Here is a 15,099-nt window from a genome sequence, read left to right on the forward strand (position 1 = left end):
CGGTTGACAAGGTTATTCGGAGGTGTTATCCTAGACCGACCGTGTACATTGAAATTTAAAGCCGTTTGAAAATATGATCCGAAAGCCTGCCGTTGCCGGCTATTTTTACCCCGGCAAGAAAGAAGAATTAGAAAAGAAATTACGTTCTTTCTTAAAAGAAAGTGGCGCGCAGGCGATCCCTAAAAATAGAGTTACCGGTCTTTTATTGCCGCATGCGGGATATGAATATTCGGGGCTGGTCGCTGCCGAAACGGTTTTTAGCAGCGAATTTAAAGATATTCTGATCATTTTGGGCCCGAATCATACGGGGTTAGGCGAAGCCCTTAGCGTTTTTACCGAAGGGCATTGGCAAATGCCGATGGGTGATGTTGAGATCCAAGCCGATCTTGCTAAAAAGATAGTAGAGTGTTCGCGTTTTTTGAAAAGTGATACGCTGGCTCACCAGTCGGAACATTCCGTCGAGGTCATTTTACCTTTCTTGCAATTTGTTAAGAAAGAGGTCGGTATCGTTCCGATCATTCTGGCGCAGGCATCTTTGGATGTCTGCCAAGCTATTGCCAGAGATATCATAGCCGCATTGGATGCGCTAAGGCTTCGTGACCGCGTATCTATCATTGCCAGTTCGGATATGACGCATTATGAACCGCAAGAGTCGGCGCAAAAAAAAGACCATTGCGCTATTGAAGCGATCGTTAACTTAGACTCCAGAGAGCTTTTAAAACGTACCGAAGAATTTAACATTTCGATGTGCGGTGTTGTTCCTGCAATTATCATGATGGAAATAGCGAAGGAATTAAAAGCCAACAGGGGATGTTTGGTGAAATATCAAACGAGCGGAAATGCAACCGGTGATTACCGTTCGGTGGTAGGTTATGCCGGGATAAAAATTATTTAAAAAGGATTTTTTTATGAGTGACGAAAAACATGTTGATGAGAGCTGGAAAGACGCGATTTCCAACGAAAAGAATTCAGAAGGCATCATTATTGGCGCGGGTTCAAGCAAGCCCAAAGAAGAAGGCCTTATCCATAACGAAGATGTTCCAAGCCATGATGAATCCACCGAGTTGCCGGAATTTAATTTCATGGCTTACATTACGAGTTTAGCTTTTCAGTCGATGATCTTTTTAGGTGAAATTCCTAATCCGATGACCAATACGATCGACAAAAATCTTCGCCAGGCAAAATTTATTATTGATACGCTGCTTATTTTAAAAGAAAAAACAGCCGGGAATCTTGATGACCAGGAAAATGACGCGCTCAACGGTTTTATTTATGAATTACAGATGAAATTTGTTCAACACGCTCAAAAAGAAGGGCAGGAAGGGCAATCATGATTGATGCCGAACTTCTCGCGATATTAGCTTGTCCGGCGTGCAAATCGGATGTTAAACATCAGGGCAATAAGATCGTCTGTGTTAAATGCGGACGGAAGTATCCTATTAAAAACGGAATTCCCATTATGCTTATTGAAGAAGCGGAAAAATAAAAGCGGCGGTTTGACCAGGAGGAAAAAATTGAAAAAAATATTAGTTATTCACGGGCCGAATTTGGGGCTTTTAGGAAAACGCGAAACGGATGTTTACGGAACAACGACTCTTGAAACGATCAATAACCTTCTTAAAAAAATAGCGGCTAAAGAAAAGGTTTCTTTAGAGATCTTTCAGTCGAACCACGAAGGAGAGATCGTCGATAAGATCGGCAGTGCTAAGAAAAATAAGATCAGCGCTATTCTTATCAATCCGGCGGCGTACACTCATACCAGCGTTGCTATTCGAGATGCGATCGCCGCAGTTGACCTTCCTGCGGTGGAAGTCCATCTTTCCAATATTTATGCCCGCGAAGAATTTCGACATACGTCTTTGATCGCGCCGGTTGTTTGCGGACAAGTCAGCGGTTTTGGGGTTCAAAGCTATTTATTGGGCCTTCAGGCAACCATTCTTCTGATCAAATAAAGTGAATTCTAAATTTAAACAACTCACAGCTGTTTTTAAAGAACAGGGGATTGACGCGTTTTTGGTGACCAAAGACGTCAATATCCGGTATCTGACCGGTTTTCCTGCTAGCGAGTCGTGGCTTCTCGTTTGTCCGAGAAACGTTTTTTATATAACGGATTTTCGTTATATTTTAGAGGCAAAAAAAGGATTAAAAGATGTTGCGGTCGTGCGCTATGAAAAGTCGATCTTTGAAACAACTTTACAGCTAAGCCGCTCCCAAAAAGTTAAAGCACTTGGCTTTGATGAAAGGCATTTATCTTTATCTACCTTTCGTAAGCTAAAACAAAGCTTTGGAAATAAGGTAAAGCTAAAAGGGGCCGACCATCTTGTTGAAGATCTGCGCGAAATTAAAACAAAAGATGAGATCGTTAAGATTCGCAAAGCTTTAGCGCTTCATCATCAAGCGCATAAATTCCTTAAAACGGTTGTCAAGCCGGGTTTGACCGAGCGGGAGGTGTTCCGCCGCCTGGAAAGATTTGTCAAAGACCGCCAAGCAGGGTTTTCTTTTGACCCGATCATCGCCTCAGGGCCTAATTCTTGCCTTCCGCATGGCAAGGTAACGGACCGCAAGATACGAAACAATGAACCGGTCTTAGTGGACATGGGAATTGATTTGGACGGCTATAAATCTGACTTGACACGTATGTTCTTTTTGGGTAGAATGGCTCGTCAAATTCACGAAGTCAATGAGATTGTTAAAGTTGCGCAACAAAAAGCTATTGAAAAGATTCGTTGTGGACTCAAGGCTTGTGAAATTGACCAAGAGGCACGTAACCATATATCAAGAAATAAGTTAGGGGAGTTTTTCGGTCATTCGCTTGGCCACGGAGTGGGGTTAGAGATCCACGAAGCTCCGTCGATTTCGTCAAAAAGCTCTTCTTTAATAAAAGAAAATATGATCTTTACCGTCGAACCAGCCGTGTACATTCCCAATAAATTCGGTATCCGCATTGAAGATATGGTCCTGGTCACAAAATCTGATTGTGAGGTTTTAAGTCATGTTATCCATTAATGAGATCACCAACGGTATTGTTCTGCGCGTGGAAGGGGAACTTTACCTCGTTGTTGATTATAGCCATGTGAAACCCGGCAAGGGCAGCGCGTTTGTTCGGGTCAAATTGAAGAAAATGAAAACCGATTTGGTGATCGAACGCACCTATCGGACTGCGGAGCGCCTGGAAGATGTTTTTATGGAAGAGCGCCGTTTTCAATATCAATACAACGCCGGCGATACGTTCCACTTTATGGATCAAACAACATTTGAAGAAATTGCTGTTTCCCGGGATGTTCTAGGGGAAAAAGTTATTGATTATTTGCAGGATAACCTTGAATTGATCGCGGTTTACTGTGACAATAAATTGATGAAAATCCATTTGCCCAACTTTATTGTTGCGCAAATTACGGAAGCTGAGCCTGGATTTAAAGGAGATTCCTCCCGCGCTGGAACTAAACCCGCCAAAATTGCCACCGGAGCAACTGTTCAAGTCCCTCTTTTTATTAATCCTGGTGAATGGGTAAAGATCGACACGAGAACCGACCAATATGTGGAAAGGGTACAGAAATGAATTTAAAAGAGATTAAAGAGATGATTAATCTCATGAATGAAAACGGCCTGACTGAATTAGAAATCGAACGAGAAGGAACAAAGATCAAGATCAAGAAAGGTTCGGGCGCCGGCGGTGAGTCGGTTGTTTTTGCCCCTGCCGAATATCGCGTTGAATCTGCCGCTTCTAGCGCTTCTGCCGCATCCCGCCAGGCCCAAGAACAAAAAATTACCAGCAACTTAAAAGAAATTTCATCCCCGATGGTCGGAACATTTTATCGTGCTCCATCACCGGAAGCGGCACCTTTTGTTCAAGTAGGCCAGGTGGTCGAAATAGGCCAAGTGGTTTGCATTATTGAAGCTATGAAGCTGATGAACGAAATCAAATCTGAAATTCGCGGAAAAGTTACGGAAGTCTCTGTTGAAAATGCCGAACCGGTTGAGTTCGGCCAAACCTTGTTTGTTGTCGAGCCGGTTTAACGTATGTTTTCTAAAATACTGATTGCTAATCGAGGCGAGATCGCCTTGCGCGTCATTCGGGCGTGCAAAGAACTCAATATCCGCACCGTAGCAGTGTATTCAAAAGCCGATCGTGAATCTCTTCATGTGCGCTTTGCCGACGAAGCAGTTTGTATCGGCGATGCCCCCAGCAAAGAAAGTTATTTAAACATTCCCGCTATTATTTCCGCTGCCGAAATTACCGATGTGGAAGCTATCCATCCCGGATATGGTTTCCTTTCTGAAAATGCCCACTTTGCCGAGATCTGCGAATCGTGCCACATTACATTTATCGGTCCCACGCCGCAAACGATCCGGGCGATGGGCGATAAAGTTGCGGCGCGCGAAACTATGCGAAAGATCGGTGTTCCGCTTTGTCCCGGAGGCGATTCGACCGTTAAAAGCAAAGAAGAGGCCATTAAGATCGCCAAGAAGATAAAATATCCCGTCATTATTAAAGCAGCAGCCGGCGGGGGCGGTAAGGGCATGCGCGTTTGTCATAATGATATTAGCTTGGTCAGTTCGGTAACATTAGCGCAGAATGAAGCCGAAGTCGCGTTTGGTAATCCGGCAGTTTACATTGAGAAATATATTAATGATCCGCGCCATGTGGAATTTCAGATCATGGCTGATAATTACGGCCATATTATTCATTTGGGCGAACGGGATTGCAGTATTCAGCGCCGGCATCAAAAGCTATTGGAAGAATCCCCTTCGCCGGCTTTAGATGAAAAACTGCGCCGTAAGATCGGCGAAGTGGCGGTTAAGGGCGCCAAGGCTGTTAATTACCGGGGAGTAGGGACCATTGAGTTTTTGCTTGATTCGGACGGTTCATTTTATTTTATGGAAATGAATACACGCGTTCAAGTGGAGCACCCCGTGACTGAAATGGTAACCGGGATCGACATTGTTAAGCAGCAAATTTGTTTAGCTGCCGGGGCCAAGCTTAAGATCAAACAAGATGACGTGAAGCTCAAAGGTGCCGCTATTGAATGCCGCATCAATGCCGAAGATCCGGAAAATAATTTTATGCCGTGCCCGGGAAAAATTGAATCATTGAATTTGCCCGGTGGCCCGGGCGTACGAGTCGACACGCATATTTATCCCGGCTACGTCATTAGCCCGTTTTACGATTCGATGGTTGCTAAGCTCATCACATACGGTAGAAATCGAGATGAAGCCATCAGGATTATGCTACGCGCCTTAGAAGAATTTTATATCAGCCCTATCAAGACAACAATTCCTTTACATATTGAAATATTGAATAATCCGTCATTTCTTAAAGGGCAGGTTTCAACCCATTTCTTAGAAAAACTTGCAAAAACGGAAACTGAGGCTAGTAAAGATGGAAGAAAATAAAATTGATTTTGGTTCGGTCGGAATTCATCAACGCGCTATTGCCGATATTGTGGTTTCGGCGATCCGAGATGTTAGCAGCGTAAGCCTTATTCCTAAAAATTTTAAAAGCCGTTTTTTGGAATTTGTGGGAAAGCAAACGCATTCCGGTATTGCTGTGACGATCGACCGCGACCGTCAGATCGCGATCGAGATCAATATTGAAGTCCGTTACGGTGTTAATATTGCCGATACAGCTCAGCAAGTCCAAAGCACCGTGAAATTAGCAATTGAAAGAATGGCGGATGTCGATTTAAAAGAAATCCGAGTCAATGTTCAAGGCGTTAAGCGGGATCCATAAAAATATTTCTAATTAAGCAGGAGGGCCCATGAGGCTTTTTACGAAGATCGCGATCTATTTTTACGTGTTAACGATTTCCATCGGTTGCGGTGTTGTGATCTTGTTCGTGACGCACACGTTCATGTTGGATGATGTGAAGTACTACATGGACCTGATCTATAGCCAACCGCGTCTGGGCACCATCGTTGGCGTTACTTCGGGGATGTTGATGGTGATCAGTCTTATGTTCGAGCGGATCATGTCGGAAGCCCGGCAAAAAGAACGGACCATTGCTTTTGATAATCCTTCGGGACGGGTGACGATCTCTTTAGTTGCTATGGAAGATTTCATCAAGAGATTGGTTTACAAGATCTCGGAAGTTAGAGAAGTCAGGGCGGCGAATATTGTCAAAACAAAAAAAGGCATTGAAGTTGAAATGCGTTTAACGCTTAAAGCGGATGTCAATATTCCTGAAGCAACAACACGGCTTCAAGAGCTAGCTAAAAGTAAAGTGCAGGATATGCTCGGCGTTGATGAGGCTGTGATCGTTCGTGTTCATATTTCAAAGATCGTTTCCGAAGAAGTTAAGCACAAACGCGGCCGATCAGATTTTGACGATAAGATCGAACCGGCAGTTCCGTTTCACGGATATCGTGATATTTAAAAGGTAAAATTATGCGCAAGATCGGTGTTCTCACGGGCGGGGCTGATTGTCCAGGGCTAAATTCAGTTATCCGCGCCATTGTCCGCAAAGCCGCAAACGAAGATTATGTCGTTTCGGGTATTAAAAACGGCTGGAACGGCTTGATCGAAAATGATATGCGTATTTTAGACCTGCGCACCACCTCTGGCATCCTCGACCGCGGCGGTACGATCCTTGGCACGAGCCGCATCAATCCTTTAAAAAATCCCGAAGAAATAAAGAAGATCAAAGAAAATTATAAGCGAAGCGGCATGGACGCGCTTATCGCCATTGGTGGGGAAGAGACACTTAAGGTAGCGCTTCATCTTTATCGCGAGGAAGGTCTCCATGTGGTTGGGGTTCCGAAATCTATTGATAATGCACTTTTTGGAACTGATTATGCTTTTGGTTTTGATACATCGGTCAATATTGCGACCGAATGCATTGATCGTCTTCACACCACGGCAGAAAGCCACCATCGCATTATGGTCGTTGAAGTTATGGGCCGTTATACCGGATGGATCGCCTTGGAGGCGGGAATTGCCGGCGGGGCGGATGTTATTTTGATCCCGGAAGTTCCGGCGAAAATTGAAGATGTTTGCGAATCACTGCGCAATCGTCATAAACGCGGAAAAATGTTCAGCATCGTCGTTGTAGCGGAAGGCGCCAAGATCGAAGACCAAACCATGCCAATGGGCTACAGCGAGACGGTCGATCAATTCGGAGAGCGCCGTTACAGCGGAGTTGGCGAAGCCATTGCGAAGATCATTGAAAAAAATACCGGATATGAAACACGCGTTAGCGTTTTAGGATATATCCAGCGCGGAGGAAGCCCATCGGCATTTGACCGTATTTTAGCAACTCGCTTTGGTGTTAAGGCGGTTGAGCTTGTTAAAGAGGGAAAATTTGGCAAGATGGTGAGCCTTAGGGATAATAAAGTCCGTTTCGTTGATATTGAAGAAGCTGTGCGGACGCGAAAGACCGTAGACCTTGACCTTTATGAAATTGCCAAGGTCTTTTTTGCTTAAAAGTTATTAGGTTTTGCTTATGAAAGATTTAATTCGTCGTCGATTTGCCGAGTCCATTGAAGTTAAGCAAAAGACGCTTCAGGAAAATTTAAACAACATTGCTTTAGCCGCTGATGAGATAATCAGGTCGTTTAAGCGCGGCGGAAAGCTGATCCTTTTTGGTAACGGCGGTTCGGCGGCTGACAGTCAGCATATTGCCGCGGAATTTATCGGCCGTTTTCAAAAAGAACGCAAATCTCTCCCTGCCATTGCGCTTACCACAGACACATCCGTTCTAACTTCGCTTGCGAATGATTATCATTTTGATCTCGTCTTTGCCCGTCAAATCGAAGGATTAGGTAAGCGGAATGATGTTGTCATTGCTATTTCAACCAGCGGAAATTCAAAGAATGTTATCGCGGCCGTTAAACAAGCCAAGAAGATGGGGATCAAAACTATTTCCTTGACCGGGTGTGGCGGGGGAAAGCTTGCCTCGCTTACTGATATTAGCATTATTGCTTCTTCGTCTGTGACGGCTCGGATCCAGGAATCGCATATTTGCATTGCGCATGTGATTTGTGAAATCGTCGAAAACCATTTCTCTAAAAAATGAATTCAGCAGAAAAAATCGTTGGCGTAAAAACACTTAAGAAAAAAGTCGCTTCTTGGCGCAAGAAGGGAAAGAAAATTGCTTTTACCAACGGTTGCTTTGATATTTTGCATTTGGGGCATGTGACGTATTTACAAAAAGCTAAAAACCATAACCGTATTTTAGTCATCGGGCTTAATAGCGACGCGTCAGTGAAAAAGATCAAAGGAAAAAACCGTCCGATCGTTACGCAAAAAGCCCGGGCCGGAGTCTTAGCGGCTTTGGCGTGCGTTGATTACGTGACGATCTTTTCGGAAGAAACGCCGTATGATCTCATTAAGAATTTAAAGCCGGATATTCTGATCAAAGGAGCCGACTGGAAGCATAAAGGAATTATCGGAGCTGACATTGTAAAGTCATGCGGTGGAAAAGTTGAATTCATTAAATTCCTTGACCACTTTTCAACAACAAATATCATTAACTCTTTGTTAAAAAAGTGCGCATGATCAAAACGGATGCGGTTCATCGGCTCATTGACGCGAATTTTAACCGGGCCAAAGAGGGTTTAAGGGTTTGTGAAGATGTTTGCCGCTTTGTTTTAAATGACGGTAAGTTGTCCGGTGCATATAAAACATTGCGCCATCAGTTGTCGGGCGCGTTGTCTTTGCTGGGTATTAAACTTATGATCAACGCGCGCGATATTGAAGGGGATGTGGGAAAGAAAACTTTTTCGTCCGAGCTTAAGCGCAAGAATATTCAGGACATTTTTTACGCGAATTCGCAGCGCGCCAAAGAATCCTTAAGGGTTTTGGAGGAATTTGCGAAATTAAAGCGAAGCCGTTCGGCACAAGATCTAAAGAAGATTCGATATTCCATTTACGCCATTGAAAGAAAAGTTGTTCAAAAATTCTAACTTTTATCTGATCTTGGATAGGGAAGTTAATAGCTATCCACAGCTCTTTAATATTGCGGTTACAGCAGTTAAAAATGGGGTTGGCATTATTCAGTTGCGCGATAAAAAGGGAAGCGCGGACGAGATATTAAAATTCTCGGCAAAAATAAAGAAGGCAACAGGAAAGCGCGCTCTTTATATCGTCAATGATCGCGTGGATTTAAGTTTGGTAAGCTGCGCTGACGGTGTTCATTTGGGCCAAGATGATTTGCCTATTTTCGTTGCGCGCAAAATCTTAGGGAAAAAAGCTGTAATCGGTGTTTCTTGCCAAACGCTGGCCCAGGCGATTACGGCGCAAAAAGAAGGCGCCGATTATATTGGTTTTGGCTCGGTATTCAAAACAAAAACAAAACCACAGCGAAGCCCGATGGATCTTAAATTGCTGCGCCGTGTTGTCCGGGGTGTTCAAATTCCTGTTTTTGCTATCGGCGGTATTGACTTGAATAATATTGCGGTTTTAAGCCGGCTAGGTGTCCGCCGAGTTGCTGTTTGCCGCGCGATCTGTTGCGCAAGAAATGTTGCCGAAGCGGCTAGCAGTTTTAAACGTGCTTTAAAGTGATTTTTAATAACAATCTTTTTAAGGATTTTGCGAGGGTAATTCACCGGTAGAATGTCAGCTTCCCAAGCTGAACGCAGCGGGTTCAATTCCCGTCCCTCGCTTATGTGAATTAAATGAAATTTAGGATTTATATTATCGGTGTCATTGTGAATCTTTCCTTGATCAGTCTCATTGCTGGTTGTGTCAGCACGGCGGATTATAAGATCGACCAGCCTTCCGCATCAAAGATCTCAAAACAGGGAATTTACCATAAGGTTAGACCTGGCGAAACGCTTTGGCGCATCGCTAAACTCTACGGCGTTGATGTTGATGATATCATTCAAAGTAACCGTATTCCGAATGTCGCCCATATTGAAAAAGACCAGCTTATTTTTATTCCCGGCGCGGAAAACGAAAAAAAGACCACAACGGATGCAAGCGGTCCGAATACCGCAAGCGATACTGAATTTCTTTGGCCGCTAAAGGGTAAAGTTATTTCTTATTTTGGTGATGCTAAAGGCGCTGAGATCAATAGCGGTATTGATATCCAGTTTGAAGGCGAAGGAATTGTTTGCGCGGCTCGCGGCGGAGAAGTTGTTTTTGCCGATTTTTTAACAGGTTATGCGCAGACCATTATTTTAGACCACGGGGACGGCTTTTTTACTGTCTACGGAAAAAATACACGTCTTTCGGCGAGAGTTGGCGACCGTGTTGCTCGGGGTAGCGCCATTGCGTTGTTAGAGAAGAATGATCCGTCATCATTTTTGCATTTTGAAGTCCGAAAGGGCGGTCAATCTAAAAATCCGCTTTATTATTTGCCATAATATGAACACATTTGAAATTGAAAATAGTTTCTTTGGACGAAAATCGGTTCTAGAGCTTCTTAAAAGGCGTGTGATCGACCTTAAAGAAGGCTATCGGCAAAACGTTGCTTTCTTGGGGAACCGTTATGTGGGCAAAAGTTCTATTCTGCGAAGATTTATCCATGATTTAGACGATAAAGATATTATCGAGATCTATCTCGATCTTGATAACAGCGAATCTGATTATGTGTTCACGAAATTCTCGGCAAGCCTGTTGTATAATTTTTCCCGTTGTAAAGGCCTTCCGTTGCACGACGATCTTGACCTCTTGATCGAGTCAACCAAGAAATTTATTCCACAGACGATCGAATCGATCAAAAAGATCCAAGCAAATTTCTTAAAGGGTAAAATAGCGGAAGCGTACCGTGACCTTATTTCTTTGCCGGAAGTCTTTACTCTCGAGGCGGGGAAATTCTGCATTTTGATGATCGATGAATTCCATAATTTGGAAGACCTTACCATTCCAAACGCTTTTCAAGAGCTTGGTAAAAAGATCATGACGCAAAAGCGCTGCCTTTATATCGTGGCAAGCTCGCAAGAAGCGCTCGCTAAAAAGATCTTAACGGAAAAGCTCTCTCTTTTGTTCGGTAACTTTGAAGTTGTGAACGTCGAACCGTTTGATCTGAAGACCAGCCAGGAATTTATTCAGTCGCATTTAGGGCCGATCAAGATCGGAGCGAATTTAAAGAACTTTTTAGTGGATTTTACCGGAGGCCATCCGTTTTATTTAAGTTATATTTGCCAGGAGTTAACGGCTCTTAGCGCACTTCATCGTCAGGAAGAAATTTATTTGCCTATTCTGATCCAGGCCATTGAAAATACCATTTTTAATCCTTGGGGTGTTTTAGGGCGCCACTTTGAATTATTAGTGACACAACTTTGCAGTAAAAACAATCGGATGATCGCACCCGTCCTTTTCGCGCTTGCGGGAGGAAAACACAAGTTGGAAGACATCATCAAGGACTTGGAAATCAAAAAGCCTTTGGCGCTGCAAAAAATTAACCGATTAGTTGAGCAGGGCATTGTTATCCGTAACGGGAATTTCTATTATCTTCAAGACAAGCTTTTTAGATATTGGATCAAATATGTTTATCAAAAGCGTCTTAAGGCGGTCGACGGGACAATAGACCGGCAGAAGCGCTTGTTCCATGAAGAATTTGAGCGCTTGGTTAATGATTTTCGAAATGTTTCGCAAAAAGATCTGCCGTCGCGCGTTGTGGAATTGCTGCATTGTTTTGATAATGAGGCATTCCAAATCAACGGCCGAAAATATAAACTGCCTCTTTTTGAAAAGATCGTGGCTGTTCCGCTTAAAGGCCTCGAAAATAAAAATTTTCAGATGATCAAGGCTTCCAGCGGCGAGGGCGCTTGGTACATTGTCCTCAAAGAGGCTACTTTACAGGAAATGGACGTGAATACTTTTCTCGCGGAATCAGCAAACTTAAGCGAAAAGCCTCAGCGGCGCTTGATCATTTCGCTTAATGAGCTTGATGATAATGCGCGGCTTAAGGCGCTTCAGGAAAAGATGTGGATCTGGAGCGAAAGTGAATTAAATACGTTACTTAATTTTTACGATAAACCTTATATTGTCCGATGAAAATAGGCATTATTTCCGATACGCATTCTAAACCGATCCCAAAACAGCCATTGGAGGACTTTAAAAAAGTCGATTTTATTATCCATGCGGGAGATTTTTGTTCGGTTGATGTCATTGAACAATTAAAAAGCATTAAGGAATTAAAAGGCGTTTACGGAAATATGGACGGCGCTGATATCAGAAAGATCTTTCCGCGCAGCCAGATCATCAAATGCGGAAAGTTTTCTATCGGGCTTTTTCACGGGGAAGGGGCTCCGGCAGGTTTATTGGATGTCGTCAAAGAAGAATTCAAAAATAAGAAAGTTGATGTGGTTATTTTTGGCCATTCGCATCGCTCGATGAATGAAAGAATCGGCGACGTTTTATATTTTAATCCGGGAAGCCCCAATGACCATGTTTTTGCTCCGTGTTGTTCTTACGGCATTTTGGATATTGATGAGGAGATCACCGGGAAGATCATAAAAATAAAGGATGCTGCGCATGGATAAACTTTGGGCGCCTTGGCGCCTCAAATATGTTTCAAGCCTAGCTAAGAAAACGAAGGGTTGTGTTTTCTGCCGGATCCAGCGCAGCAAAGATGATAAGAAAAATTATGTATTTTTGCGGACGAAGCATTCGTTTAGCGTGCTAAATATTTATCCGTACAATAACGGCCATGTCCTGGTCATGCCGAACCGTCATGTCAATGATCTTTCAAAAATGACTTCTGCGGAAAAAGCAGACCTATTTCAGCTAATGGAAAAAACACAAAATGTTATTGCCTGCGCTCTTTCTCCCCGGGGATTTAATATCGGCATTAATGTTGGGCGCGCCGCTGGGGCAGGTTTTCCGGGGCATATTCATATTCATATTGTTCCCCGATGGATGGGCGATATGAATTTCATGCCGATTACAGGAAACACAAAAGTTATTTCTCAGTCACTAGATATGCTTTATCAAGTTTTAAAAAAATGCGCACACGCCAAGAAATAGAAGCCTTAGAAGAAAAGAATCTCGCCTGTTTTGCGATGAAAAGCAAAGACTCTGCCGGGCGCGTTTATAAAGAGCCAGATCACCCTACCCGAACAGCTTATCAAAGAGACCGCGACCGAATAGTTCACTGCGAAGCATTTCGCAAGCTCGAATATAAAACTCAAGTATTTACTATTTTTGAAGGGGATTATTACCGCACTCGTTTGACGCACACGATCGAAGTGGCGCAGATCGCGCGCACCATTGGGCGCAATTTATGCTTGAATGAAGATTTGATCGAAGCCATCGCTTTGGCGCATGACCTGGGCCATCCGCCGTTCGGCCACGCAGGAGAAAATACGTTAAACGATATTATGGAAAAAGCTAAGGCGGGGAGCTTCAATCATAATTTACGCAGTTTTGAAATTGTGACGCGTTACGAAAGAAAATATCCTGATTTTATTGGGCTTAATTTAAGTGAAGAGGTTCGTGTCGGGATCCTAAAGCACGAAACCAACTATGATAAAAGCGAAGATATCGCGCATTTAAAGCATGTTGGTCCGGTCTTGGAGGCGAAGGTCGTTGATATTGCGGATGCCTTAGCTTATTTATCGCACGATATTGATGATGGATTAACGTCCGGGTGCATTACGGCCGACGACTTAAAAGAAAGTACTCTATGGCAAAAGGCTTCAAAATTAGTTCCAGTAAACGTTGATAAAGAGATGTTCAAGTATCAGATTGTCCGGGCTCTCATCGACGTCCAGATGAAAGATCTCTTGACGCAGTCACAGAGCAATCTTGAAAAATGCTCTTTTGCTTCATCCGGTGAAGTCAAAGAACATCATCTCAAGAATAAGCACACGCCGGTTATCGCATTTAGCGATCTTATGAAAGAGGAGCGCGACAAACTTCAAAAGCTTTTGCACAAGAAGTTGTATGAGCATTATCGTGTTGTGCGAATGACCGATAAGGCGCGACGGATCATTGAGGATCTATTTCGTGTTTACGAGAATAATCCCCAGCAACTTCCTTATTCGGTTTACAATAGAAGCGAAAACTATTCAGAGATGGAGAAGTATAAGATCATTTGTAATTATATCGCCGCAATGACAGATAGGTTTGCTTTAGATGAGCACAAAAAACTCTTTGACCCATACGAAAAGGTATAAACTCGTTTTATCGGCCGTGCATATGGTTTACCGGCTGGTTAATTCGACGTTTAATACAAAAGAACTTTTACTGCGCTTAACGCGGTTGGTTTGCCAGCTTATCCGTGCCGACGCGTCGTATATCTATATCCTTGATCCCATCAAAAGAAGGATCGTTTTGATCGCGGCGTTCAATAACCGCATCAATATGTGGATCGAAGAAAAAAGAGAGATCGAAAAAGTCCCTCAGGAAGAAAGTGCTGTTGCTCTCGGAGAAACGATCATCAAGAAGCGTTTGATCGGTTTGCCTTTAGTCGGTGAAGATAATATCGGCGCTATTTTTATCCGCCGCAATAATCGTCAGCCGGCATTTAATGATTTTGACAGGGAAATATTATCTGTGATCGCCGAACAGGCGGTTACGGCGATCAAGAATCTTCAGCTTTACGAAGGCCAACAAAAGATCATCTTGGGAAGCATTCAATCCATTGGAAAACTTTTGGAAAAACAAGGGCACGTCTCTTTGCAGCATATTCCGGGATATTCGTCCATTGTAAAAATGTTAGCGCAAAAACTTAATATGCGTCACGCGGATATCCAGTGCCTGGAATACGCCGGCATGCTGCATGATGCGGGTTCCATGGATGTTCCGTTTGAAATTCTTTCAAAACGCAGCCGGCTTACGGCCGAAGAATTTAAAGTTATCCGTAATCATCCCGCCCAAAGCGCGGAGCTCATCAAACCCGTCGAGTTTCTAAAGCCTGTTTTGCCGATCATTCTTTATCATCGGGAACAATACGACGGGACCGGATATCCTTCCGGGCTAAAAAGGGAACAGATCCCGCTGGGTGCTCGCGTGATCGCCGTTGTTGATGCTTTTGAGGCGATGATCTGCGGGCGTCCTTATAAAAAAAGGCTGTCGTTGGAAAGCGCCTTGTCCGAATTAAAGAAAAACAGCGGAACGCAGTTCGACCCCAGAGTTGTTGAAGCCTTCCACGAACTTTCTAAGCAAAAAAAGTTTAGAAAGTACTTGAGTTTGATCCGGAAATAAATTAATAA

At 43.6% G+C, this 15,099-nt stretch carries 21 protein-coding genes and 1 tRNA gene; all 22 read left to right on the top strand.

The window, feature by feature from the left end; genetic code table 11:
* Positions 1 to 73: 73 nt before the first annotated feature.
* The 22 genes from amrB (at position 74) to WC676_07545 (ending at position 15,091) form a co-directional block, all read left to right on the top strand.
* Positions 74 to 895 carry an AmmeMemoRadiSam system protein B gene (gene amrB, locus WC676_07440; protein ID MFA5060442.1) on the top strand — a complete coding sequence of 274 codons (822 nt, stop codon included), beginning with the start codon at positions 74 to 76 and terminating at the stop codon, positions 893 to 895.
* Positions 896 to 908: 13 nt separating this feature from the next.
* Entirely contained in the window at positions 909 to 1,334 is a 426-nt protein-coding gene (locus WC676_07445; GenBank protein ID MFA5060443.1) for a DUF1844 domain-containing protein, read from the top strand.
* Positions 1,331 to 1,486, top strand: a complete 156-nt coding sequence (locus tag WC676_07450) for a Trm112 family protein (protein MFA5060444.1) — start codon at positions 1,331 to 1,333, stop codon at positions 1,484 to 1,486. The genes WC676_07445 and WC676_07450 overlap by 4 nt, the downstream gene beginning before the upstream one ends.
* Before the next feature lie 28 nt (positions 1,487 to 1,514).
* Positions 1,515 to 1,952, top strand: a complete 438-nt coding sequence (gene aroQ / locus WC676_07455) for a type II 3-dehydroquinate dehydratase (protein ID MFA5060445.1) — start codon at positions 1,515 to 1,517, stop codon at positions 1,950 to 1,952.
* Position 1,953: 1 nt separating this feature from the next.
* Positions 1,954 to 3,006, top strand: coding sequence for a Xaa-Pro peptidase family protein (locus WC676_07460; GenBank protein MFA5060446.1), 1,053 nt, complete (start codon positions 1,954 to 1,956; stop codon positions 3,004 to 3,006).
* Positions 2,993 to 3,559 (top strand): elongation factor P, encoded by a 567-nt coding sequence (efp, locus tag WC676_07465; GenBank protein ID MFA5060447.1) that lies wholly within the window; start codon positions 2,993 to 2,995, stop codon positions 3,557 to 3,559. The genes WC676_07460 and efp overlap by 14 nt, the downstream gene beginning before the upstream one ends.
* A complete protein-coding gene (gene accB / locus WC676_07470; protein MFA5060448.1) occupies positions 3,556 to 4,017 on the top strand; it encodes an acetyl-CoA carboxylase biotin carboxyl carrier protein in 462 nt (153 codons plus the stop codon). Before efp ends, accB begins: the two co-directional genes overlap by 4 nt.
* Positions 4,018 to 4,020: 3 nt before the next feature.
* Positions 4,021 to 5,394, top strand: coding sequence for an acetyl-CoA carboxylase biotin carboxylase subunit (accC, locus tag WC676_07475; protein ID MFA5060449.1), 1,374 nt, complete (start codon positions 4,021 to 4,023; stop codon positions 5,392 to 5,394).
* Positions 5,381 to 5,731 carry an Asp23/Gls24 family envelope stress response protein gene (locus WC676_07480; GenBank protein MFA5060450.1) on the top strand — a complete coding sequence of 117 codons (351 nt, stop codon included), beginning with the start codon at positions 5,381 to 5,383 and terminating at the stop codon, positions 5,729 to 5,731. Before accC ends, WC676_07480 begins: the two co-directional genes overlap by 14 nt.
* 28 nt (positions 5,732 to 5,759) lie before the next feature.
* Positions 5,760 to 6,374 carry an alkaline shock response membrane anchor protein AmaP gene (gene amaP / locus WC676_07485; protein MFA5060451.1) on the top strand — a complete coding sequence of 205 codons (615 nt, stop codon included), beginning with the start codon at positions 5,760 to 5,762 and terminating at the stop codon, positions 6,372 to 6,374.
* A gap of 11 nt (positions 6,375 to 6,385) precedes the next feature.
* Positions 6,386 to 7,420 carry an ATP-dependent 6-phosphofructokinase gene (locus WC676_07490; protein ID MFA5060452.1) on the top strand — a complete coding sequence of 345 codons (1,035 nt, stop codon included), beginning with the start codon at positions 6,386 to 6,388 and terminating at the stop codon, positions 7,418 to 7,420.
* A 19-nt stretch (positions 7,421 to 7,439) separates the two neighbouring features.
* Positions 7,440 to 8,012 (top strand): D-sedoheptulose 7-phosphate isomerase, encoded by a 573-nt coding sequence (locus WC676_07495; protein ID MFA5060453.1) that lies wholly within the window; start codon positions 7,440 to 7,442, stop codon positions 8,010 to 8,012.
* Positions 8,009 to 8,494 carry a D-glycero-beta-D-manno-heptose 1-phosphate adenylyltransferase gene (rfaE2, locus tag WC676_07500; GenBank protein MFA5060454.1) on the top strand — a complete coding sequence of 162 codons (486 nt, stop codon included), beginning with the start codon at positions 8,009 to 8,011 and terminating at the stop codon, positions 8,492 to 8,494. Before WC676_07495 ends, rfaE2 begins: the two co-directional genes overlap by 4 nt.
* Positions 8,491 to 8,901 carry a thiamine-phosphate pyrophosphorylase gene (locus WC676_07505; GenBank protein ID MFA5060455.1) on the top strand — a complete coding sequence of 137 codons (411 nt, stop codon included), beginning with the start codon at positions 8,491 to 8,493 and terminating at the stop codon, positions 8,899 to 8,901. Before rfaE2 ends, WC676_07505 begins: the two co-directional genes overlap by 4 nt.
* Complete coding sequence (gene thiE, locus WC676_07510) at positions 8,885 to 9,499, top strand: thiamine phosphate synthase (protein ID MFA5060456.1); 615 nt, start codon at positions 8,885 to 8,887, stop codon at positions 9,497 to 9,499. The genes WC676_07505 and thiE overlap by 17 nt, the downstream gene beginning before the upstream one ends.
* Before the next feature lie 29 nt (positions 9,500 to 9,528).
* Positions 9,529 to 9,600: transfer RNA gene (locus WC676_07515), tRNA-Gly, on the top strand.
* A 12-nt stretch (positions 9,601 to 9,612) separates the two neighbouring features.
* A complete protein-coding gene (locus WC676_07520) occupies positions 9,613 to 10,302 on the top strand; it encodes a peptidoglycan DD-metalloendopeptidase family protein (GenBank protein ID MFA5060457.1) in 690 nt (229 codons plus the stop codon).
* A 1-nt stretch (position 10,303) separates the two neighbouring features.
* Positions 10,304 to 11,938, top strand: a complete 1,635-nt coding sequence (locus tag WC676_07525) for an ATP-binding protein (protein ID MFA5060458.1) — start codon at positions 10,304 to 10,306, stop codon at positions 11,936 to 11,938.
* On the top strand, positions 11,935 to 12,426 hold the full coding sequence (locus WC676_07530; protein ID MFA5060459.1) for a metallophosphoesterase family protein: 492 nt from the start codon (positions 11,935 to 11,937) through the stop codon (positions 12,424 to 12,426). Before WC676_07525 ends, WC676_07530 begins: the two co-directional genes overlap by 4 nt.
* The gene (locus WC676_07535; GenBank protein ID MFA5060460.1) at positions 12,419 to 12,910 is read left to right on the top strand and encodes an HIT domain-containing protein; all 492 of its coding nucleotides are present in this window, start codon (positions 12,419 to 12,421) and stop codon (positions 12,908 to 12,910) included. Before WC676_07530 ends, WC676_07535 begins: the two co-directional genes overlap by 8 nt.
* Entirely contained in the window at positions 12,889 to 14,061 is a 1,173-nt protein-coding gene (locus tag WC676_07540) for a deoxyguanosinetriphosphate triphosphohydrolase (protein ID MFA5060461.1), read from the top strand. Before WC676_07535 ends, WC676_07540 begins: the two co-directional genes overlap by 22 nt.
* Entirely contained in the window at positions 14,021 to 15,091 is a 1,071-nt protein-coding gene (locus WC676_07545; GenBank protein ID MFA5060462.1) for an HD domain-containing phosphohydrolase, read from the top strand. The genes WC676_07540 and WC676_07545 overlap by 41 nt, the downstream gene beginning before the upstream one ends.
* Positions 15,092 to 15,099: the final 8 nt, after the last annotated feature.

The organism is Candidatus Omnitrophota bacterium, assembly GCA_041649175.1.
Lineage (GTDB): Bacteria > Omnitrophota > Gorgyraeia > Zapsychrales > JBAZNR01 > JBAZNR01.